The organism is Mycolicibacterium aromaticivorans JS19b1 = JCM 16368, from assembly GCF_000559085.1.
GTDB lineage: Bacteria > Actinomycetota > Actinomycetes > Mycobacteriales > Mycobacteriaceae > Mycobacterium > Mycobacterium aromaticivorans.
The window spans coordinates 655,711-675,136 of sequence record NZ_JALN02000001.1; the positions used below are offsets into that span (position 1 = coordinate 655,711).

Here is a 19,426-nt window from a genome sequence, read left to right on the forward strand (position 1 = left end):
GTTTACAGCGGGGTGACGTAGTGGCCGGTGATGCCCCCGTCGACCAGGAAGCTCGACCCGGTGATGAACGACGAGTCGTCGCTCGCCAGGAACGCCACCGCGGCGGCCAGCTCCTCCGGCTCGGCGAACCGGCCCATCGGCACGTGCACCAGTCGGCGGGCGGCCCGCTCGGGATCCTTGGCGAACAGCTCCCGCAACAACGGCGTGTTCACCGGGCCGGGGCACAGCGCATTGACCCGAATTCCCTGGCGCGCGTATTGGATTCCGAGTTCACGCGACATCGCCAGCACGCCGCCCTTGGACGCGGTGTAAGAGATCTGGGACGTGGCCGAACCGTTGACCGCCACGAACGAGGCGGTGTTGATGATCGAGCCACGCTGTGCGGGCACCATGTGCCGCAGCGCGGCCTTGCAGCAGAAGAAGACCGACTTCAAGTTGACGTCCTGCACCCGGTCCCAGGCGTCGATGCCGGTGTTCTCGATGAGGTCGTCGTCGGGCGGGCTGATACCCGCGTTGTTGAACGCGATATCGACGCCGCCGTGCAGCTCGAAAGCGGTGTCGAACAACCTGTCCACCGCGACCTGATCGGAGACGTCGACCTGGACGAACGTCACGTTCAAGTCGTTGGCCACGGTCTTGCCGGTTGACTCGTCGAGATCCCCGATGACGACGATCGCGCCTTCGTCCCGCATCCGTTTGACGGCTGCGAGTCCGATACCGCTCGCCCCACCCGTGACGACGGCGACCTTGTCCTTGAGTCGCTGGGACAGATCCATCTAGCTCTCCTCTACAGCAAAAAAGACGTTCTTGGTTTCGGTGAAGTGCAGGGGTGCATCCGGACCGAGTTCGCGGCCCAGCCCGGACTGTTTGAAGCCGCCGAACGGGGTGTTGTACCGGACCGACGAATGCGAATTCACGCTCAGGTTGCCCGCCTCCACCGCGCGGGACACCCGCACTGCCCGCGACAGGTTGTCGGTCCAGATCGACCCGGACAGACCGTATTCGGTGTCGTTGGCCAGCGCGATGGCGTCGGCCTCGTCGTCGAACGGCAGCACCGCCACGACCGGTCCGAAGATCTCCTCGGTGACGGTGCGGTCGGAGCGCCCAGGGGTGAGCACCGTCGGCGGAAACCAGAAACCGGGTCCACTCGGCGCCGAGCCGCGGAAGGCGACGTTGGTGTCATCGGGTACGTAGGCCGCCACCGAGTCGAAGTGCTTGCGCGACACCAGCGGCCCCATCTCGGTGTCCCGGGCCGCGGGATCACCGACGACCAGGCCCTTGACTGCCGGCTCGAGCAGTTCCATGAACTTGTCGAACACGCTGCGCTGCACAAGAATCCGGCTGCGCGCACAGCAGTCCTGCCCGGCGTTGTCGAACACGCCGTAGGGTGCGGTGGCCGCGGCCCTCTCCAGATCGCAGTCGGCGAACACGATGTTGGCGCTCTTGCCACCAAGCTCCAGGGTGACCCGCTTGACCTGGTTGGCCGCCCCGGCCATCACCTTGGTGCCGACCTCGGTCGAACCGGTGAACACGATCTTTCGGATATCGGGGTGGCTGATGAACCGCTCCCCGACCACCGAACCGCGGCCGGGCAGCACCTGGAACAGGTCCTTGGGCAGGCCGGCTTGCACCGCGAGCTCACCGAGCCGCATCGAGGTCAGCGGCGTCCACTCGGCCGGTTTGAGCACCACCGCGTTGCCTGCGGCCAGCGCGGGCGCGAAGCCCCACGCCGCGATCGGCATCGGGAAGTTCCACGGCGTGATAACCCCGATCACACCCATCGGCTCGTTGAACGTCACGTCCAGGCCACCGGCCACCGGAATCTGCTTGCCCGACAAGCGCTCCGGGGTGGCCGAATAGAACTGCAGCACGTCGCGCACATGGCCGGCCTCCCACTCGGCCGCGCCGATCGGGTGACCGGAGTTGGCGACCTCCAGGGCGGCCAGCTCCCCGACATGCGCGTCGACTGCGGCGGCGAACGCCCGCAATGCGGCCGCCCGCTCGGCGGGCGCCTGTGCGGCCCAGACCTTTTGGGCGACCCTGGCGCGCGCAACGGCGTCGTCGACACCGGCGACATCGGTGAGCTCCACCGTGCGCAGCGACTCTTCCGTGGCCGGATTGACCAGTTCGGTTGTACTCAATTCACTCTTTCCGTTGTGTAGGCCCGGGCCGCCTCGACCAGGCCGGCGAACACGCGAAGATCGTCCAGGGTTTCCTCGGGATGCCATTGCACGGCCAGGACGAAATCGTCGCCAGGCGCCTCGACGGCCTCGATCACACCCTCACCGTCGAAGGCGCTGATCATCAGTCCGTCACCGAGCCGGTCGATGGCCTGGTGGTGGTAGCACTGCGCATCCGTGCTCTCGCCGATCAGCCCGGCCAGCCGGCTACCCGCCACGGTGCGGATCGTCGAGGTCGTGAACACCGCGTTGCCCTGCTGATGACGGGTGTGCCCGACGACGTCCGGGAGGTGCTGGTGCAGTGTGCCGCCCAGTGCCACGTTGAGCACCTGCGCCCCGCGGCAGATGCCGAGCACCGGCAGGTGCCGCCGTAGCGCCGCGGCAACCAGCGCGAGCTCCCAGGCGTCACGAACACGGTCCGGCAGGTCGGTGGCCGGGTGCGCATCATGGCCATATGCGGACGGGTCGACATCCCGGCCGCCGGTGACGATCAGACCGTCGACGCCGTCCAGGATCCGCTCGACGATGCCGGCGTCCACCGGTTGGGGCGGGAGCAGTATGGCGATGCCCCCGGCAAGCGTGACGCCTTCGATGTAGATGCCGGGCAGGAAGCTCGCGTGCACATCCCAGACACCGGTCTGAGCCTGCTGGAGATACGTCGTGAGGCCCACAACGGGACGGAGCCCGGTCTCCCTCTCAGAGCCGCTCAAAACCACGCACCCTCTCCCAGTCGGTGACCGCGGAGTTGAACGCCGCCAACTCGACGCGAGCGTTGTTCAGGTAGTGCTCCACGACGTCGTCGCCGAACACCTCGCGCGCCACCGTCGAACCCTCGAAGAGCGCGGCCGCCTCGGCCAGCGTGGTCGGCAGCCGTTCGGCTCCACTGGTGTAGGCGTTGCCGTCGACCGCGTCGGGCAGCTCCAGCCCGTTGTCGATGCCATACAGCCCGCCGGCAATCAGCGCCGCCACCGCAAGGTACTGGTTGACGTCACCGCCGGGTGCGCGACACTCCATCCGCATCCCGGACCCGTGGCCGACCACCCGCAGCGCGCAGGTGCGGTTGTCCATGCCCCACGCGATCGCGGTCGGCGCGAAGCTGCCGTCGACAAACCGCTTGTAGGAGTTGATGTTCGGTGCGTAGAACAGCGTCAGCTCGCGCAGCGTGGCGAGCTGACCGGCGATGAAGCTGCGGAACATCGGCGACATGCCGAGCTCGTCGGAGTCATCAGCGAACACCGCGGAGCCGTCGGTACCACGGAACGAGATGTGAATGTGGCAGCTGTTCCCTTCCCGCTCATCGTATTTCGCCATGAACGTCAGGCTCTTGCCGTGCTGATCGGCGATCTCTTTCGCGCCGTTCTTGTAGATCGTGTGGTTGTCGCAGGTGACCAGTGCGTCGGCGTACCGGAACCCGATCTCCTGCTGGCCGAGGTTGCATTCGCCTTTGACGCCCTCGCAGTACATGCCGGCACCGGCCATCCCGTTACGGATGTCGCGCAGCAGCGGCTCCATCCGGGTCGACGCCAGCATCGCGTAGTCGATGTTGTAGTCGGTCGCCGGAGTGATGTTGCGGTAACCGGACTTCCAGGCGTCGCGGTAGGTCGTGTCGAACGCCATGAATTCGAGTTCGGTCGCGGCGACCGCACACATATCGCGTTCGGCGAGCCGGTCGAGCTGCTTGCGCAAAATGCTGCGCGGCGCCTGGTTCACCGGCCGGCCATCGGTCCACGACAGATCGGCCATTACCAGCGCGGTGGCCGACAGCCACGGTATGCGGCGCAGCGTGCTGAAATCCGGGGTCATCACCATGTCGCCGTAGCCGGTCTCCCAGCTCGAGATCGCGTAGCCGCCGACGGTGTTGTTGTCGACATCCACCGCCAGCAGGTAGTTGCAGCACTCGGCGCCGTGGGCGGCGACGTCGTCGACGAACAATTCGGCCGAGATCCGCTTGCCGGTCAACCGGCCTTGCATGTCGGCAAAGGCCACGATCACCGTGTCGATCTCACCGGCGGCCACCATGGCGTCCAACTCGGCCTGCAGCAGCAGACCTGGCCGGCGGCGGCCTGCACCATCAGGCGTCACGCGTGCCCCTCTCGATAGCCCGGGATCGGGTTGATTAGACGGAAAGTCAACCATTGGATGCCTCCAGCGCGGCGGCGTCGTGGTCCAGGTTTACATAAACGTCACTCCAAAGGTAGGACACCAGACCAATAGCACTCTATTCTCCCTACTCAGGAGCGCGCCGGTGGGCGCCTCTTCGTCATCACGCCCAGAAGGAGACACAGTGCCAGAGGGTCACGAACTACTCGACGACGACGAAAAGCACCTCGCCAGCCTCGGGTATACGCAGGAGTTGCACCGGTCCTGGTCCGGCTTCAGCAATTTCGCCATCTCGTTCTCGATCATCTCGATCCTGGCCGGCTGTTTCACGTCGTTCGGTCTCGGTTGGAACAACGGTGGTCCGGCGGCGATCGCCTGGGGCTGGCCGATCATCTCGGTCTTCATTCTGATCATCGGACTCTGTATGTCCGAGCTCGTGTCGGCCTACCCGACATCGGGCGGAATCTATTGGTGGGCAGCCAAACTCGGCGGCCCGAAGGCCGGGTACTACACCGGCTGGCTGAACCTGATCGGCCTGATCGCGATCCTGGCGTCGGTGGCCTACGGGTCGGCGACCTTCCTGGATCTGACGCTGGGCACCTTCAGCGAGAGCTGGCTGGCCGGCTACAGCCTCACCCGAGTGTTCTGGATGTTCCTGGTCATCCTGATCGTGGTGGCGCTCATCAACATCTTCTCCAGTCACCTGCTGGCCGTGATCAACAACATCTCGGTGTGGTGGCACGTCATCGGCGCCGCTGCCGTGATCGTGATCCTGTGGGCGCTGCCCGAGCAGCACGCCAGCTTCTCCACGGTGTTCGCAACGACTGTCAACAACACCGGCTTCTTCGGCGGCTCCACCTCGGGCTTCGGCTTCCTGCTGTTCGTGCTGCCGATGTCGGCGATCCTGACCCAGTACACGATCACCGGTTACGACGCATCGGCCCACTTGTCCGAGGAGACCAAGAGCGCCGCCGACGGAGCCGCCAAGGGCATCTGGCGGTCGATCTTCTACTCGGCGATCGGGGGCTGGATCCTGCTGCTGACCTTCCTGTTCGCCGTGCAGGATGTCGACGGCGTCACCAAGGGCGGCGGCGCGGTCGCCACCATCTTCAGCCAGGCGATGGACTCCAAGTGGGTCGGCATCGTGCTGCTGATCTCGACCGCAGGCCAACTGTTCTGCACGACGGCCTGCCAGACCAGCGCATCGCGCATGCTGTTCGCGTTCAGCCGGGACCGGGCGGTGCCCGGCCATCAGCTGTGGGCCAAGCTCAGCAGCAGGAGGGTGCCCGCCAACGCGGTCATCGTGACCGCGGCGATCGCGGCGATCATCACCCTGCCTGCGCTGGTAAAGGTCGACATCAACGGCGCACCGGTGCCGATTGCGTTCTTCGCCGTCGTCTCCATCGGCGTGGTGGGCCTGTACCTGTGCTTCGCGGTGCCGATCTACTACCGCTGGAAGGCCGGCGACTCGTTCCCGCTGGGCAAATGGAATCTTCGGGGGCACCACAAGTGGATGGCACCGGTGGCGCTGGCCGAGATCGTCATCACGTCGATCATCGCGATGTTCCCGACATCGCTCGGCGGCGCGCCGTGGGATGCCAGCTTCGAGTGGAAGTACGTGAACTACACACCACTGCTGGTCGGTGGCGTGCTGATCCTGCTCTATGTCTACTGGCACGTGTCGGTGAAGAACTGGTTCACCGGGCCGGTGCGGCAAATCGATGTCACCGGTGACGAACTGGAGGGGGTTTCCTAGCACCGGAGGAGACCACAACCCAGGCCCTCCGTGAGGCGGGCCCCGCGCCCCTCGTGCCCCAGGCCGAGGGGCGCGGTTTATGTGTGGTGCCCGTCTTGTGTGGAGCCCGTCTTGTGTGGAGCCCGTCTTGTGTGGAGCCCGTCTTGTGTGAGCACCGTCTCGGCCCGGGTTAAGAATCGTTCGTCGCGGGTAAATAGGAGCGCCGAAGACAGCGAAAAAGACGGGATTGGTCGGGAACGATGTGTGGAGCGGCGGGTGAAGTCCGTCTCGACAATCAGGCCCCCGATGTGGCCGCGGTGGCTGCAATGGCGGAGACGATGGAGCCCCGCGGGCCGGACGCGTCGGGTGTGTGGTCGCAGGGGCGGGTGGCGCTCGGCCATCGCCGGTTGAAGATCATCGACCTGTCCGACGCCGGGGCCCAGCCTATGGTCGACGCCGAACTCGGATTGACCATCGCCTGGAACGGCTGCATCTACAACTACGAAGCCTTGCGCGACGAACTCGCTGGACACGGCTACCGGTTCTTCTCCCACAGCGATACCGAGGTTTTGCTCAAGGCGTACCACCACTGGGGTGACCGGTTCGTCGACCGGCTGTACGGCATGTTCGCCTTCGCGATCACCGAACGAGACAGCGGACGCGTACTGCTCGGCCGTGACCGGCTGGGCATCAAACCGCTGTACATCAGCGAGGATTCCCATCGCATCCGGTTCGCGTCGTCACTGCCCGCCCTGCTGGCCGGTGGCGGCGTCGACACCCGCATCGACCCGATCGCGCTGCACCATTACCTGACCTTCCATTCGGTGGTCCCGGCGCCGCGCACCATCCTGTGCGGGGTCCGCAAGCTCGCCCCCGGCACCCTGCTGGCCATCGAACCCGACGGCAAGCGACGTGAGATCACCTATTGGCAACCGGATTTCAGCCGTCGCGCGGACCGATCCGACTGGAGCGAACGCGATTGGGAGGACGCGGTCCTCGACTCGCTGCGGGCCGCCGTGAAGCGGCGCCTGGTCGCCGACGTGCCCGTCGGCTGCCTGCTCTCGGGAGGGGTGGATTCGAGCCTGATCGTCGGACTGCTCGCCGAAGCCGGCCAGCACGGACTGTCCACCTTCTCGATCGGTTTCGAATCGGTCGGCGGCGTCAAGGGTGACGAGTTCGTCTACTCCGACATCGTGGCCGAGCGGTTCGGCACCGACCACCACCAGATCCGCATCGACACCGCTCGGATGCTGCCCGCTCTGCAGGGCGCGATCGGCGCGATGAGCGAGCCGATGGTCTCCCACGACTGCGTCGCGTTCTACCTGTTGAGCCAGGAAGTCGCCAAGCACGTCAAGGTCGTTCAGTCCGGTCAGGGCGCCGACGAGGTCTTCGCCGGCTACCACTGGTATCCCCCGATGGCCGAGCCGGACGCGGCCAGCGTCGACGGTTCCCTGGCGCGTTACCGCGGAGCGTTCTTCGACCGCGATCACGACGGCGTGGCCGCACTGCTCGCTGACGACCGGCTCACCGGCCGGGAGGATCCCAGCCTGTCGTTCGTCGCGGAGCACTTCGCCCGGGCCGGCGCGCAGACCGGGGTGGACCGCGCGTTGCGACTGGACACCACCGTGATGCTGGTCGATGATCCGGTCAAGCGAGTCGACAACATGACGATGGCCTGGGGGCTGGAGGGCCGGGTGCCCTTCCTCGACCACGATCTGGTGGAGTTGGCGGCGACCTGCCCGCCTGAGCTCAAGACCGCCCACGGCGGCAAGGGCGTGCTCAAAGAGGCTGCCCGCCAAGTTATTCCGGCCGAGGTGATCGACCGACCGAAGGGCTATTTCCCGGTTCCCGCGCTTACCCACCTGGAAGGGCCTTACCTGGAGATGGTCCGCGACGCGTTGTACGCGCCCCAGGCCAAGGAACGCGGCCTGTTCCGGCCCGAGGCGGTCGAGCGGTTGCTTGCCGATCCCAACGGGCGGCTGACCCCGCTGCGCGGCAACGAACTCTGGCAGATCGGGCTCCTCGAGCTATGGCTGCAGCAGCACGGCATCACGGGGCCGGCCGCATGAGCACCTCGTCGCACACCGAGGCCATCACGATGAGCCTGCACGAGGCCTCACCCGAGGACCTGGTCCGCGAGATGTCCGACGACACCGTCCTTGAATTGGGTTGGGGCCGGCTGATTTTCGGGCAGACCTTCGAGAACCCCGACAAGCTGGCCGCGGTGCTGCAGCAGGAGGAGCAGGGCCGGCGCGACATCTGCATCTACGCCCGCGAATCGCATGTGCTGGTGGCCAAGTCGCCGGCCGAGCTGTTCATCGACCCGAGCCACACCTACCGCTGGCGGCTGCACTCCGACGATCCCGAAGTGCCGATACCGGCCGGATTCACCGTGCGCCCGCTACGCGATCAGGCCGAAGCCGACGAAATGAACCGGGTGTACGTGCGCTGCGGCATGGTGCCCGCCCCCACCGAACTGATCTGGAACAACCACCTGCACCGCGACGCGGTGGAGTATCTCGTCGCGGTGCGCGACGACGACGGCTCGGTGGTCGGCACCGTGACCGGGGTCGACCACAAACGGCTGTTCAACGATCCCGAGGACGGCTCGAGCCTGTGGTCACTGGCGGTCGACCCGACCGCCAGCCTGCCCGGCATCGGCGCATCGCTGACCCGCACGCTGGCCGCCGTGTTCCGTGAGCGCGGCCGCGCCTACCTGGACCTCTCGGTGGCCTATGACAACGACGCCGCGATCGCGCTGTACGAGAAGCTCGGCTTCCAGCGCGTTCCGGTGCTGGCCGTGAAGCGCAAGAACGCGATCAACGAGCCGCTGTTCACCCCGGCGTCCGAGACAGTCGACGATCTGAACCCGTACGCGCGCATCATCGCCGACGAGGCCATGCGCCGCGGAATCCGCATCGAGGTCCTCGACGCCGAAACCGGTGAGATGCGACTGTCTTACGGCGGCCGCAGCGTGGTGACGCGAGAGTCCTTGAGCGAATACACCTCCGCGGTCGCGATGAGCCGCTGCGACGACAAGCGACTGACCCGTCGCATCGTGTCCGAAGCCGGCATCGTCGTGCCGCGGGGCCGCCTGGCCACCTTCGATCACGACGACCACGCCTTCCTGGCCGAGGTCGGTGACGTCGTCGTCAAACCGACCCGGGGCGAGCAGGGTAAGGGCATCACCGTCGGGATCGACAGCCGCGAGGCGCTCGACGCCGCCCTGACCCGCGCCCGTGAACAGCACCCCGAAGTGCTGATCGAACAACGCGCATCCGGCGACGACCTTCGCCTGGTGGTCATCGACGGCAAGGTCGTCGCTGCGGCTCTGCGCAAACCGGCCGAGATCGTCGGCACCGGCACACACACTGTGCGAGAACTCATCGAGACCCAGAGCCGCCGCCGCGCCGCGGCCACCGGTGGTGAATCGCGTATCCCCCTCGACGACGTCACCGAAGCGACTGTCGCCGAGGCCGGTTGGTCCTTCGACGACGTCCTCCCCGAAAGCGAACGGCTGCGGGTGCGCAAGACCGCAAACCTGCACCAGGGCGGCACCATTCACGATGTGACGGCCATCGTGCATCCCGAGCTGTGCCGGGTCGCCGTGGTGGCGGCCGACGCCATCAGTATCCCGGTCACCGGCATCGATCTGCTGGTGCCCGACGTGACACGCGACGAGTATGTGTTCATCGAAGCCAACGAACGGCCCGGGCTGGCCAATCACCAGCCGCAGCCCACCGCACAGGCTTTCGTCGACTTCCTGTTCCCCGGACAGCCGGGTCTACCCCAGGCGTGGACCCCCAGCGAGGCGACGGACGCGCCGCCGCGCTGAATTCACCAGGTGCTGGTGCGTAACACGATCTCCGCCGCCAGCTGCGCGGTGGACTCGGCGGCATTGCGCCTGCCGGTGAACTCCACCAACCGGTAGTCGCTGTACACGTAGCGCTGACTGGCCCTGGCCAATGCCCGGGCGGCGGGGGTGCTGACCAGCGCGGTCGTGTTGATCTCCACCGGTGGGCAGTCCTCATCGCGGACCACTCCGTTGTGGTCGGGGACGCACGGATGTCCGCGGTCGATCACGACCAGGCCGGTGAATCGATCGAGCCGGGTGGCCGCCAGTTCCCACGCGAGCTCGGCGCCCGCGCGATCCCCCACCAGGATTCCCCACCGGACGTCGAGGGCGTCGAGGATGCCGATGACCGCTTTGGGATGTAGCCGGGGGTCGGCGCCGATGACGACCGTGCGAACCGACGCCGTGTGCAGGCGCTGACAGACCCCGTCGTAGGCAGCCGGTGCATGCTGGGCTGCGCCCAGCACGACGACATAGGGGCCCTTCTCCGGTCCGGTCACGCTGACCGGGACGGGGAACCCGTCGACAGTCACCATCGTCGAAGGCATTTCGCCACGTTACTGCGAAAGTGGCGTGCCCGAGGCAGTTTCGGCAGGGTTCCTCATCTCCTCAGATCGTGTTACGGATCTTCACAGCTTGTTTGGCAAACACGTCCAGGAACGTCTGCGGCAGTGACGCTTTGGCAGCAATGCTGGGATCAGATGTGGGAAAAGCGATTCCGAAAACTCCATACCGGCCCACGTTCTGGAACGCCATGTAAACACTACTGGCCGAACCCATCAGCTGCATCGTTTGCTGATACGCCAGCGCATCCTCACTCAAGCCGGGAAGTTCCGTGGTGGTGATCGGGATGCCCTTGCTCCGGGTGTCGAAGTAGGTCTCGAACTGGGCGCAGCGGACGGCGGCCGCCTCGAGCTTGTTCAGATCCAGAGGCCACGACAGCACCGTCATCACGATGCGTGTGCCGTTGTAGGTGGCCGCGTATTTGGCCGCGCTGCCCGGGCCGCGTTCGGCCGAGCCGGCGATGACGTTGGTCAGGGCGTTCGCGCAGCCCTCCGGTCGCGACCGCATCGACGGTGGACTACCGGTGTTGTCAGGCTGGCCCAGCTGCTCGACGATCCGGTCGTACTGCACGCCGGGCGGGAAATCAGCAGGCGCCAGCGTGGCCTTCTCCAGCGTGGCGCCCGGCCACGTCGCGGTTCCCGACACCGCCGACCCGCAGCCGGCGACCAGGACCGCAGCCACCGACGCGGTGACCAGAACTGCCCGACCCGACATGAGTTCAGGGTAGGCGATGCACGCGGGTGCTCACCGTCGGACGCACCGGTGCACCACCGCTGATCAGCGACAACAGGGCATCGATGTCGAGGTGGGCGACCAGCAGATCGGCCATCAGATCGAGCTGGGTATCCCGTCGGGCCGGCACGCTGACATCGGTCGCAACCTCGAAACCGGTCCGGCCCGCGGCCGCCGCGACCGTGGTGAGCCACCCGCGCCGGAACTCGTCATTGTCCAGCAAGCCGTGCCAATGGGTGCCGAACACCGCGCCTCGCAGGTAGCCCTGGACGGCGCCGTCGGCGTCGAACCAGCCGTCCTCGCCACAGCTGGATACCCGACCGTGGTGGATTTCGTAGCCGCTCAACGGACTCTCCCAGTGCCGCAGCACCTTCTCGGCGGCGAAGTCGATCTCGGCATCGAGCAGTCCCAATCCCTCGACATCACCCGTCCGGGTTTCGACGGTGTCACCGATGCGCCGTGCCAGCATCTGAAAACCGCCACAGATGCCCAGCACCGGGCGACCGGAGTGCGCATAGGCGGTGATCGCTTCGGCCAGGCCCCGCTCGCGCAGCCAGCCGAGGTCGGCGACGGTCGCCTTGCTGCCGGGGATCACGACGACGTCGGCGTCGGCCAGTTCCGCAGGCTCGCTGACCCACCGGACCAACACGCCCGGTTCGCAGGCCAGCGCCTCGACGTCGGTGGAATTGGAGATGCGCGGCAGCCGGATCGCAGCGACGCGTAACCGCTGCTCACCGCGCGGCGGAGCCGGGATACCGACCACATGCCCGGCCACCACCGACACCGAATCCTCGGCGTCGAGCCAGAGCCCGTCGCTGTAGGGCACGATGCCGTAGGTGGGCCGGCCGGTGAGCTCTGCGAGCTGGTCGAGCCCGGGGGCCAGCAGGGCCGGATCCCCGCGGAACTTGTTGACGATGAAGCCCGCGATCAGCGCCTGGTCTTCCGGCGACAACACGGCGACGGTGCCGAACAGGTGAGCCAGCAGACCGCCGCGGTCGATGTCGCCGACGATCACCACCGGCAGATCGGCCGCCCGGGCCAACCCCATATTGGCCAGATCGGTTGCCCGCAAATTGATTTCGGCCGGCGATCCCGCACCTTCGCACAGCACGACGTCGAATTCCGCTCGCAGCGAAGCCAGTTCGTCGGCGACCACCCCGGCGAGCCGGTCGCGATGGTGGATGTAGTCGGCTGCGCCGACAGTGCCGACCGGGCGGCCCCTGACCAGCAACTGGGAGGTGCGGTCGCTGCCGGGTTTGAGCAGCACCGGGTTGAACCGGGTGCTCGGCGCCAGTCCGGCCGCGCGCGCCTGCATACCCTGGGCCCGGCCGATCTCGCCGCCGACCCCGTGCGCGTCCAGGGCGACCACCGAGTTGTTGCTCATGTTCTGTGCCTTGAACGGCGCCACGCGAATTCCCTTGCGCGCCAGCAGTCGGCACAACCCCGCGACGACCATCGACTTACCGGCATCCGATGTGGTGCCGGCGATCAGCAGCGCGCCGGCGCTCACGTCGTGGCGCCGAACGTGCGGTTGCGTACGCAACACGCCGCTGATCGCGTACGAGGACGCACACTCGCCATGACTAGGGCGCCAGCGTCAGGATTTCCGCACCGTCCTCGGTGACGACCAGCGTGTGCTCGAACTGCGCGGTCCACTTGCGGTCCTTGGTGGCCACCGTCCAGCCGTCGTCCCAGATCTCGTAATCCAGCGCCCCGAGGTTGATCATCGGCTCGATGGTGAACGTCATCCCCGGCTCCAGCAGGGTCTCCACCTCAGGCTGGTCGTAATGCAACACCACCAGTCCGTTGTGGAACGTCGTGCCGATTCCATGACCGGTGAAGTCACGAACAACGTTGTAGCCGAACCGGTTTGCGTAGGCTTCGATGACCCGACCGACAACCGACAGTGCACGCCCGGGCTTGACGGCCTTGATCGCGCGCATCGTCGCCTCGTGTGTGCGTTCGACCAGCAGACGGTGCTCCTCGCTGACCTCGCCCGCCAAGAAGGTGGCGTTGGTGTCACCGTGCACGCCGTTGATGTAGGCCGTCACGTCGATGTTCACGATGTCGCCGTCCTCGACGACGGTCGAATCGGGGATGCCGTGGCAGATGATCTCGTTCAGTGACGTGCAGCACGACTTCGGAAAACCCTTGTAGTGCAACGTCGACGGGTAGGCGCCGTGATCGATCATGTAGTCGTGGACGATGCGGTCGAGCTCGTCGGTGGTGACCCCCGGCGCGACGGCCTTACCCGCCTCGGCCAGCGCGCCGGCGGCGACCCGCCCGGCGACGCGCATCTTCTCGATCACCTCGGGCGTTTGGACCCACGGTTCGCTGCCTTCGGCGACCGTCGACTTACCGACGTATTCCGGTCGCTCGATCGCCTTCGGGACAGGCAGTTCCGGTGCAACGGTTCCGGGCCGGAGTGCGGTACGTACGGGCATGTTCCCAGCCTAGTGGCGGCGCAACAGCGGGCGCTTGGGGCCGCGAACGTTGACCGACCCCATGACCACCCGGCCGGTGAGCACGACGTGCGGGGTGCCTTCCGCCGGGGCGTCCTTGCGACGGTCGCGGGCGCTGCCGGCGTACACGGTGACGTCGTCGATCGACGCGCTGGCGCCGTCGGGCAGCCGCAAATCCAACGACCCGCGCACCATGTCCAGCTCGATCACGACGACCGGCCCGGCGAAGCGGGCATTGGTCAGGTCGAGGTCGACCGAGCCCAAGCGGCGCACCAGCGCCAGCCGGGTCGGCACCGTCCACTCGCCCTGTCGCCTCAGCGACCCCATCCAGCCGCGCAGTTCGACCCGGTCGGCAGCGGAGGTGACGATCGCCCCGGGCCCCGGCAGGTCGTCGACCAACACATCGAGATCGGAATGCATCCGCGCCGCCGACACCTGCGCCGACCGTTCCTCGAATTCGCCGATGTCGATCAGCCCGAGCGCGACGGCGTTGTGCAGCCGCCGCAGCGTTCCGTTGCGGTCGGCGTCGGAAACCCGCAGTCCAGGGGTGTGTTCGATTCCGGTCATGGCCTCTCCACGGTACCTGCTCGACCTCTGGGATCGGGCTGGCTAGCCTGGGCCGATGAGTGCGTCCATCTTTGGGCTGCCGCGCCGAACAGTCCTCCTCGGGGCCGCCGTCGCACCGATCGCCGCCTGCAATTCCAACACCGGTGAGCTCGTGTCCCCGCCGACGACGAGTGCGCCGGGTCAGGTGCTGGCGGCCACCACCGAAATCCCGGTCGGGTCGGGCAAGGTGATCGGCGACACCGTCGTCACCCAGCCCACCGCCGGCGTCTTCGAGGGATTCGTGGCCCGCTGCACGCACGCCGGCTGCAAGTTGTCCACGGTGACCGACGGCACGCTCGATTGCCCGTGCCACGGCAGTCGGTTCGGCCTGGACGGCGCCGTGTTGCGCGGGCCCGCCGTGACTCCGTTGACCCAGGTGGCGGTGCGGGTCGCGGGCGGCAACATCGTCGCCGGCTGACTCAGAGCCGGGCCGCGGCCCCGGTGAGGACGCCCTGGGCGCCAAGCCAGGTATCGCGGACGATGTCGGCGACCGGCAGAACCTCGCCGATGCGCGATGAGACCTGACCGGTGTTGGCCACGCTGGCCTCCATGTCGCCCTCGAAGTAGAGCTCGGTGACACCGCTGATCAGCGGCGCGGAGGCCCCCTCGGTCGACACCCGACGGGCCAAACCGACGTGCAGCACCCGCATCGTGGGATTGCCGGGAAGGTCGAGCAGGATCGTCCCGGAATCATCGGCGGCGACGATGGCGTCCTTGAAGTTGGCGTGTACCGCCGCCTCGCGGCTGGCCAGCATGCGAGTGCCCATCTGGACGCCCTCGGCCCCCAGGACCACCGCCGCGGCGGCCGAGCGGGCGTCACAGATCCCGCCTGCCGCGATCAGGGGCAGGGCGACCTGGTCGGCGATCAGCGGCAGCAGCACCAAGGTGGACGCTCCGAGCGCCGATTTGAATCCCCCGCCCTCGACGCCCTCGACCACCAACGCATCCACCCCGGCGTCGACGGCTTTGAGGGCGCCCCGCAGCGATCCCACCACGTGCACCACGGTCATCCCCGCGTCGTGCAGCCGGGCGGTGAACAGGGCCGGGTCGCCCGCGGAGGTGAACACGTGGCGGACGTTCGCCTCGGCGAGCACATCGACGATCGACGGATCCCGTTTCCAGCCCTGGATCATCAGATTGGCGGCCACCGGCCGGTCGGTCAGATCGCGCACTCGACTCAGGTCGGCGCGACCTTCCGGAGTGAGGGTTTCGATCACCCCGAGTCCCCCGGCCTCGGACACGGCAGCGGCCAGCGTGGCCCGCGCGATGTAGGTCATCGGGGCCTGGACGACGGGGTAGGCAACGCCCAGCAGAGTCTGAATCCGGTTGGCCACGCCTCATCTAAGCATCGGGTGTTCCACGGTCTGGAACCAGCAGCGACGCGCCGAGAACTCGACACGGCGCGGCATTTTTGGCAAACTCTTGTAGAGTCGTCGACACGCTTTCTAGCTGCATATTTCGAGGTGGTGCGATGCGTTATCAAATTGTTGCTCGGCGGATGTCACCCCCCGAGAGCCGCGACTATCGCCATCTGGTCGCGGTTCAGTATCAGGTCGGGAACGATGTCGACAGTTGTCGTCGCGAACACATGGTTCGCCGACTCGAGCGCGGCGACACGGCGTACGTCGCGACCGAGCAAGACCACTCCGAAGTCGGCGTGTTCGACCTCTTCGGCGACAAGGCGTTTCGAAAGTCCAAGTACTTGCGCAGCTACGGTGACGACGACTTCTGGAATGAGAGCCTGTCGTACCTGCCGACGTTCTGACGCCTGGGGTTAAGCCAGGTAGTCGGCGGGCAACTCCTGCAGCATCATCTTGACCATCCGGACCGCATACTCCGAACTCCCGCCGCCCACGATCAGCGCTGCGAACGCCATATCACCGCGGTAGCCGGCGAACCAGGCATGGGATCCGCCTGCGAACTCGGCCTCGCCCGTCTTACCGCGCACATCGCCGGCGTCGCTGATGTCCTTTGCGGTGCCATTGGTGACCACCAGCCGCATCATCGGGCGCAGACCGTCGAGCATCGCCGGGGTGATCGGAGGGTGATCGCCGGTCTCGGAGGTCTGGCTGCCCACGATCAGGTGGGGGGTCGGCGTCTTGCCCGCGGCGACGGTCGCGGCCACCAGCGCCATACCGAACGGCGTGACCAGCACCTTGCCCTGGCCGAATCCGTCCTCGGTGCGTTCGGCCAGGTTCACCGTCGGCGGCACCGTGCCGGTCACCGTGGTCAACCCGTCGATGGTGTAGTCCGGGCCGATGCCGTATTGCGAGGCCGCCACGGTCAGCGCCGTCGGGGGCATCCGGCTGGCCAGTTCGGCGAACGTGGTGTTGCACGAGTTGGCGAACGCCTTCGACATCGGAACCGTGCCGAGGTCGAACTTGTTGTAGTTCGGCACGGTTCGGTTGCCGATGTCGATCTCACCCGGGCAACCGAGCAAGGTGTTGGGGGTGGCCATGTTGCGGTCGATGGCCGCGCCTGCGGTGACGATCTTGAAGGTCGAGCCGGGCGGGTACAGTCCGGTCGTGGCTGCCGGTCCGTCGGCGTCGGCCGCGGCATTCTGCGCGATGCCGAGGATCTCGCCGGTCGACGGCTTGATCACCACCAGCATCGCCTTGCGGCCCTGAGTGTCGACGGCGTGCTGGGCGGCGTTCTGCACCGCCCGGTCCAGGGTGATCGAAATGGACGGTGCCGGGGTGGGCGCCACTTCGTGCAGCACATCGATATCGGCGCCATTCTGATTGACGCTGACCACTCTCCAGCCGGCCTCGCCGTCGAGCTCGTCGATCACCGCCTTCTTCACCTGGCCCATGACGGCCGGGGCGAAGCGGTCGTCGGTGGGCAGCAGGTCGGCCTGCGGGGTGACGACCACCCCTGGCAGCATGTCCAGCGCCTGAGCGACCTTGTCGTGGTCCGCCGGCTTCAAGGTGACCAGGTCCAGCGGGGCGCTCGAGGAGCTGGCCTGCTCGGCGAGGCGCTGCGGGTCCAGGGTGTTGTCGAACTGGCGCAGCTGGTCGGCGACCACCCGCGCGGTGGACATCAGCGCGGGGCCTGCTTTGGCGGCGTCGAGCTGATAGCGATACAGGTTGGCCGGGGCGAGCACATCGGTCCCGCCGAGCTCATTGACCGACGCCCGCCGCGGCGGGTCGGAACGCAGCGAGAAGTGCTGGTGCTCACCAAGTTTCGGATGCAGTCCGGCAGGGGTCCAGCGGACGTGCCAATTGCCCTCGTCGCGGATCATCTGCAGCACGCCGTCGTAGGTCCACGTTCGCTTCTTGGGCAGCTGCCAAGTGAAGCGGTAGTTCACGCTGCCGGTGTCCTCGGTGTATCGCGAGCCGAGGATCTGGGCGTCGAGGTGGGTGGCCTGCAGCCCTGCCCACGCCTCGTTCAGCGCGGCCTGGGCGTCGGCCGGGCGGTCGGACAGCTGCGCAGCCGACGCGGTGTCCCCCTTGGTGAGGTCGGCGAAGAACTTCTCCGCAGCCGGGCCCGGCCCATCGGGGCGCGGGGTGCACGCCGACAGGGTCGCCGACGCCGCCACCACCGCCAAAACCGAGATGACGCCTGTTACTCGTGTTGCTAATGAGGTGCAAGTAGCCATTGGGGCAAATGTTATGAGCCCGTGACCGGAAAGTGCCGCAAACACACCGCGGCACAGTCGATCGGAAGCTCACAGTTGCGCAGCGTCGGTCACAGGACCGACGCCAGTGAATACTCCTTGACCCACGCCACCATCATCTTCGCTCCGGCCGAGATGTCGGGGCCCAGCATGTCCAGCTGGATCGCCAGGTGCATCGGGCCCGGCGGAAACATCGAGGTGTCCTTGGTGGTGAAGATCGTCGTGCCATCGACGTAAGTGGTGATCTCGCTCGGTGTCCACTTCACCGCGTAGGTGTGCCACTGCGTGGCGTCCACCGGCATCGTCGCACCGTCCTGCTGGTTGGTCGACGAGTAATGCAGGACCGAATTCACCGCCTGCCGTGAGCCGTCGCCCCAGATCTCCATGAAATCGATTTCGCCTCCCGTGGGCCAGTTTTCGGCATCTGGCCATAGCAACAGCACCGGGTCGTAGTTCGGCGCACCCGCCGGAATCTTGACTCGGACCTCCCAGGCGCCGTACTTCTGGCCGGGCCCCCACGCGATACCCGCATCGTTGCCTGCTGCGTCACCCGACAGCGTCATGACCCCGTCGGCGAACGAAATCTGGTTCGGCGTGCGGTTGCCGTGTTGGGTCCTGCCGTTGTACACCCACCAGTCCGACAGCACCGACGAGTCAGTGAAGAACGTGGATCGCGTTGGTGTGCCCCATGTCCCGGCACCTCCCGGATCGCCGGGCAACGGGATCGTACCGGTCACCTTCGCGACGAGGCTTGCCGTCGACCCCCATCCCGGAACCAGCAGTCCCATCAGTCCGTGATAGCGCCCGGCCATGGCGTCGCTCACCGATGCGGTGAACAGGTCCCCGGAGGCGGGCACGAAGTCGGCCCCGGGTGTGTAGGTGAAGCGACCGCTGGTGTCGACCTTCACCGTCCCGTCCGCCGCCGTGCTCACGGTGTACTTGAGTGTGTCGCCGTCGGCGTCGCTGCCGATGACCTGCCCGCTGATGGTGCCGTCGTCATTGATGACATTCTTCGACGCGTCGTAATAAATCGTGGGCGTTCGGTTGAAGAAGGTGACCTGAATCTGCCGGGCCATCACATTGAGGAATCCCAGCGGATTACCCACTGCCGAAGCACTTTTGGCGGCCCTTGCCGCCGCGGACGGTTGCGCGGCGGCCAGTGCGGAGGCGGTGACCTGGGCCTGCGTCTGCACCTGCGCCGCGACCCGGCGTCCGGTCGCCGCGGCCGCCGCTACCGGTTTCTTCGCCTGCGGCCGACTCACAGCCGAGGTGTGCGATGACGGCTTGGTATGTGCCACAACGGATTTCGATGTGGACGCCGACGCTGACGACGACGAGCCGTCGTCAGCAGCGGCGACACCGCATCCCACTGTGATCGAGGCGCCAACCCCGAACGCCATCAGGGCGCCGCCCACCCAGCCGGAATATGGCAAACCATAACGAGATTCCCGCATGTCGACCCCCCGATTCGACAACGCGGACAGACCGCAAACGCCCCGGACCCCCCGCGAACTCCAGACCTTGACGCGACTTGCACCGCGCCTCACCTACATTAGGCGGGGTTGGGACGATCTCGTT

At 66.8% G+C, this 19,426-nt stretch carries 17 protein-coding genes; 5 read left to right on the forward strand and 12 right to left on the reverse strand.

All coding sequences use genetic code 11. The features are described from left to right. Window positions 1-2 precede the first annotated feature (2 nt). Genes Y900_RS03155 through Y900_RS03170 form a run of 4 tightly spaced genes read right to left on the reverse strand, consistent with a single transcriptional unit; the run spans window position 3 to window position 4,199 of the window. Complete coding sequence (locus Y900_RS03155; protein WP_036338904.1) at window positions 3-776, reverse strand: 3-oxoacyl-ACP reductase; 774 nt, start codon at window positions 774-776, stop codon at window positions 3-5. Further along, on the reverse strand, window positions 777-2,141 hold the full coding sequence (locus Y900_RS03160; RefSeq protein ID WP_036338908.1) for an aldehyde dehydrogenase family protein: 1,365 nt from the start codon (window positions 2,139-2,141) through the stop codon (window positions 777-779). After that, complete coding sequence (locus tag Y900_RS03165; RefSeq protein WP_420329734.1) at window positions 2,138-2,851, reverse strand: gamma-glutamyl-gamma-aminobutyrate hydrolase family protein; 714 nt, start codon at window positions 2,849-2,851, stop codon at window positions 2,138-2,140. The genes Y900_RS03160 and Y900_RS03165 overlap by 4 nt, the downstream gene beginning before the upstream one ends. A gap of 25 nt (window positions 2,852-2,876) precedes the next feature. Next, entirely contained in the window at window positions 2,877-4,199 is a 1,323-nt protein-coding gene (locus Y900_RS03170) for a glutamine synthetase family protein (protein ID WP_051660299.1), read from the reverse strand. A 265-nt stretch (window positions 4,200-4,464) separates the two neighbouring features. Between Y900_RS03170 and Y900_RS03175 the strand changes: the two genes are divergently transcribed. The 3 genes from Y900_RS03175 (at window position 4,465) to ngg (ending at window position 9,850) form a co-directional block, all read left to right on the forward strand. Continuing rightward, on the forward strand, window positions 4,465-6,036 hold the full coding sequence (locus Y900_RS03175) for an amino acid permease (RefSeq protein WP_036338914.1): 1,572 nt from the start codon (window positions 4,465-4,467) through the stop codon (window positions 6,034-6,036). A 239-nt stretch (window positions 6,037-6,275) separates the two neighbouring features. After that, window positions 6,276-8,084 carry an N-acetylglutaminylglutamine amidotransferase gene (locus tag Y900_RS03180; RefSeq protein WP_036338917.1) on the forward strand — a complete coding sequence of 603 codons (1,809 nt, stop codon included), beginning with the start codon at window positions 6,276-6,278 and terminating at the stop codon, window positions 8,082-8,084. Next, window positions 8,081-9,850, forward strand: coding sequence for an N-acetylglutaminylglutamine synthetase (gene ngg, locus Y900_RS03185; protein WP_036345699.1), 1,770 nt, complete (start codon window positions 8,081-8,083; stop codon window positions 9,848-9,850). Before Y900_RS03180 ends, ngg begins: the two co-directional genes overlap by 4 nt. Before the next feature lie 2 nt (window positions 9,851-9,852). Here ngg and Y900_RS03190 read toward each other — a convergent pair whose 3' ends face one another. From Y900_RS03190 to Y900_RS03210, 5 genes are all read right to left on the reverse strand, one after another. Further along, window positions 9,853-10,416, reverse strand: a complete 564-nt coding sequence (locus Y900_RS03190) for an alpha/beta hydrolase (RefSeq protein WP_036338920.1) — start codon at window positions 10,414-10,416, stop codon at window positions 9,853-9,855. 61 nt (window positions 10,417-10,477) lie between these two features. Further along, window positions 10,478-11,146 carry a hypothetical protein gene (locus Y900_RS03195; RefSeq protein ID WP_036338922.1) on the reverse strand — a complete coding sequence of 223 codons (669 nt, stop codon included), beginning with the start codon at window positions 11,144-11,146 and terminating at the stop codon, window positions 10,478-10,480. Window positions 11,147-11,150: 4 nt separating this feature from the next. After that, window positions 11,151-12,674 carry a cobyric acid synthase gene (locus tag Y900_RS03200; protein WP_036338924.1) on the reverse strand — a complete coding sequence of 508 codons (1,524 nt, stop codon included), beginning with the start codon at window positions 12,672-12,674 and terminating at the stop codon, window positions 11,151-11,153. A 73-nt stretch (window positions 12,675-12,747) separates the two neighbouring features. After that, window positions 12,748-13,608, reverse strand: coding sequence for a type I methionyl aminopeptidase (gene map / locus Y900_RS03205; protein ID WP_036338926.1), 861 nt, complete (start codon window positions 13,606-13,608; stop codon window positions 12,748-12,750). 9 nt (window positions 13,609-13,617) lie between these two features. After that, window positions 13,618-14,193, reverse strand: coding sequence for a DUF1707 SHOCT-like domain-containing protein (locus Y900_RS03210; RefSeq protein WP_036338929.1), 576 nt, complete (start codon window positions 14,191-14,193; stop codon window positions 13,618-13,620). A gap of 55 nt (window positions 14,194-14,248) precedes the next feature. On the opposite strand from Y900_RS03210, the gene Y900_RS03215 reads away from it, so the two are divergent. Beyond that, window positions 14,249-14,650, forward strand: a complete 402-nt coding sequence (locus tag Y900_RS03215) for a QcrA and Rieske domain-containing protein (protein WP_036338932.1) — start codon at window positions 14,249-14,251, stop codon at window positions 14,648-14,650. 1 nt (window position 14,651) lies between these two features. Here the strand turns inward: Y900_RS03215 and Y900_RS03220 are convergent, their stop codons facing one another. Continuing rightward, window positions 14,652-15,566, reverse strand: coding sequence for an NAD(P)H-dependent flavin oxidoreductase (locus Y900_RS03220; RefSeq protein WP_036338935.1), 915 nt, complete (start codon window positions 15,564-15,566; stop codon window positions 14,652-14,654). A 137-nt stretch (window positions 15,567-15,703) separates the two neighbouring features. Between Y900_RS03220 and Y900_RS03225 the strand changes: the two genes are divergently transcribed. Beyond that, window positions 15,704-15,997 (forward strand): DUF3892 domain-containing protein, encoded by a 294-nt coding sequence (locus Y900_RS03225; protein WP_109751012.1) that lies wholly within the window; start codon window positions 15,704-15,706, stop codon window positions 15,995-15,997. A gap of 9 nt (window positions 15,998-16,006) precedes the next feature. Here Y900_RS03225 and Y900_RS03230 read toward each other — a convergent pair whose 3' ends face one another. Both Y900_RS03230 and Y900_RS30140 read right to left on the reverse strand, forming a co-directional pair. Next, window positions 16,007-17,830: a penicillin-binding transpeptidase domain-containing protein gene (locus tag Y900_RS03230; protein WP_036338941.1), complete on the reverse strand. Its 1,824-nt coding sequence runs from the start codon at window positions 17,828-17,830 to the stop codon at window positions 16,007-16,009. A gap of 89 nt (window positions 17,831-17,919) precedes the next feature. Next, window positions 17,920-19,302: a family 16 glycosylhydrolase gene (locus Y900_RS30140; RefSeq protein ID WP_081844975.1), complete on the reverse strand. Its 1,383-nt coding sequence runs from the start codon at window positions 19,300-19,302 to the stop codon at window positions 17,920-17,922. Between the last annotated feature and the right edge of the window lie 124 nt (window positions 19,303-19,426).

Bases quoted from the DNA above. Each gene is read 5' to 3' on its own strand.
- Y900_RS03155 (WP_036338904.1), bottom strand. From the start codon at position 776: ATGGATCTGTCCCAGCGACTCAAGGACAAGGTCGCCGTCGTCACGGGT.
- Y900_RS03170 (WP_051660299.1), bottom strand. From the start codon at position 4,199: ATGGTGGCCGCCGGTGAGATCGACACGGTGATCGTGGCCTTTGCCGAC.
- Y900_RS03180 (WP_036338917.1), top strand. From the start codon at position 6,276: ATGTGTGGAGCGGCGGGTGAAGTCCGTCTCGACAATCAGGCCCCCGAT.
- ngg (WP_036345699.1), top strand. From the start codon at position 8,081: ATGAGCACCTCGTCGCACACCGAGGCCATCACGATGAGCCTGCACGAG.
- Y900_RS03190 (WP_036338920.1), bottom strand. From the start codon at position 10,416: ATGCCTTCGACGATGGTGACTGTCGACGGGTTCCCCGTCCCGGTCAGC.
- Y900_RS03195 (WP_036338922.1), bottom strand. From the start codon at position 11,146: ATGTCGGGTCGGGCAGTTCTGGTCACCGCGTCGGTGGCTGCGGTCCTG.
- map (WP_036338926.1), bottom strand. From the start codon at position 13,608: ATGCCCGTACGTACCGCACTCCGGCCCGGAACCGTTGCACCGGAACTG.
- Y900_RS03210 (WP_036338929.1), bottom strand. From the start codon at position 14,193: ATGACCGGAATCGAACACACCCCTGGACTGCGGGTTTCCGACGCCGAC.
- Y900_RS03215 (WP_036338932.1), top strand. From the start codon at position 14,249: ATGAGTGCGTCCATCTTTGGGCTGCCGCGCCGAACAGTCCTCCTCGGG.
- Y900_RS03225 (WP_109751012.1), top strand. From the start codon at position 15,704: ATGCGTTATCAAATTGTTGCTCGGCGGATGTCACCCCCCGAGAGCCGC.
- Y900_RS03230 (WP_036338941.1), bottom strand. From the start codon at position 17,830: ATGGCTACTTGCACCTCATTAGCAACACGAGTAACAGGCGTCATCTCG.
- Y900_RS30140 (WP_081844975.1), bottom strand. From the start codon at position 19,302: ATGCGGGAATCTCGTTATGGTTTGCCATATTCCGGCTGGGTGGGCGGC.